Origin of the sequence: Egicoccus sp. AB-alg6-2 (assembly GCF_041821025.1) — a bacterium.
Classification (GTDB): domain Bacteria; phylum Actinomycetota; class Nitriliruptoria; order Nitriliruptorales; family Nitriliruptoraceae; genus Egicoccus.
Window position 1 is genome coordinate 1 of the sequence record NZ_JBGUAY010000019.1, and the last position, 1,488, is coordinate 1,488.

Here is a 1,488-nt window from a genome sequence, read left to right on the forward strand (position 1 = left end):
GGGTGCTGCCTGCTGCGGGTCGAGTTCGACCGTCGTGCCGACCCGGGCGTTGGCGAGCAGGAAGGTGCGGGCCTGACCGTGGCCGGACAGGACGTAGCCGCCGGTGGGGATCGGCATGGCGGGGGCGTCGACGAGCTGGCGGTCGCGGATCGCGGTGATCTTGCCGTCGACGACGGCGGCCTCGGCGCCCCACTGGTTGGTGCCGGTGTTGGCGCCGAAGACGGGGGTGTAGCGCACCAGCTGGTCGGTGCCGCGGGCGACGTTCGTACCGGCCAGCGCGTGGTCCGACGTGCCGACGCGCACCGCGGTGCTGGCCGGCGAGAGGGCGACCGGTTCGGGAGCGACCGGCGCGACCGGCGTCGGTGACACAGGGGACGGCGTCGCCACCGAGGCGGCCTCCAGCAGGGTCACGTTGCTTCCGACGCGGAGCTGCAGCAACGCGGTGCGCGCCTGACCGTGGCCGGACAGGACGTAGCCGCCCGCCGGGATGGGCATGGCGGAGGCATTGCGGAGCTGGCGGTCGCGGATCGCGGTGACCTTGCCGTTGACGACGGCAGCTTCCAGACCCCAGCGGTTGGTGGCGGTGTTGGCACCGAACGCGGGGGTGTAGAGCACGAGCTGGTCGACCCCGCGGGCCACGTTGGTGCCTGCGAGTACGCGAGCGGACGACCCGAGCAGGACCGCCTCGCCGCGCGCGGCGGTCGCCGGCGCGAGGACGCCGACCCGACTGCCGACCTTCAGCCCGGCGAGGAGGGTCAGGCGGGCCTGGCCGTGGCCGGACAGGACGTAGCCGCCGGCGGGGATGGGCATGGCGGGCGCGTCGACGAGCTGGCGGTCGCGGATCGCGGTGACGACGCCGTCGACGACGGCGGCCTCGGCGCCCCACTGGTTGGTGGCGGTGTTGGCGCCGAAGGCGGGGGTGTAGCGCACGAGCTGGTCGGTGCCGCGGGCGATGTTGGTGCCGGCGAGGGCGTGCACGTCGTTGCCGGTGCGGATCGCGACGCCGGCGTCGACGGCGTTGCTGGCCCGCGCGGGGGAGGCGCCGAGCAGCAGGGCCTCGAAGAGGCCGAAGAGCAGCGACAACAGCACGACGGCCACGAGAGCGCGCCGTGGTGCAACCGGACGGGTCGGGGAACCGGCGTCGAGCCGGTGCAGGTGGAGGGAGGGGAACGACACGGGGAGACCTCGGGTTTCTGGTGGAGGGGACGACGACACCCGTCGCTCGCGGGACGGCTGGCTCGACCGGTCGCCGCGACGGCGTCGACGACCGGAGTTGGCGCCGCGTTGTCGACGCCGGGCCGCAGTGCGGGCCGCGCCGTCCTCGACGGCCGCGGTGTGCGTCTGCCCGCAATTCGGACTTCTTGGGCATCTGCGCGTGGCTCGCACAGGTGGCGGTTCGCCACTTCTGCCAGGCGGACAACAAAAAACGACCGGCGGGACGGTGGGTGCCCGTCCCGCCGGTCGTCCGGTGGGTCTAGCGGCGGACCG

At 74.2% G+C, this 1,488-nt stretch carries 1 pseudogene; it reads right to left on the minus strand.

Annotated features, from left to right (window positions below):
- A pseudogene (locus ACERMF_RS17710) lies at window positions 1-1,176 on the minus strand (hypothetical protein); the annotation flags it as partial.
- Window positions 1,177-1,488 lie beyond the last annotated feature (312 nt).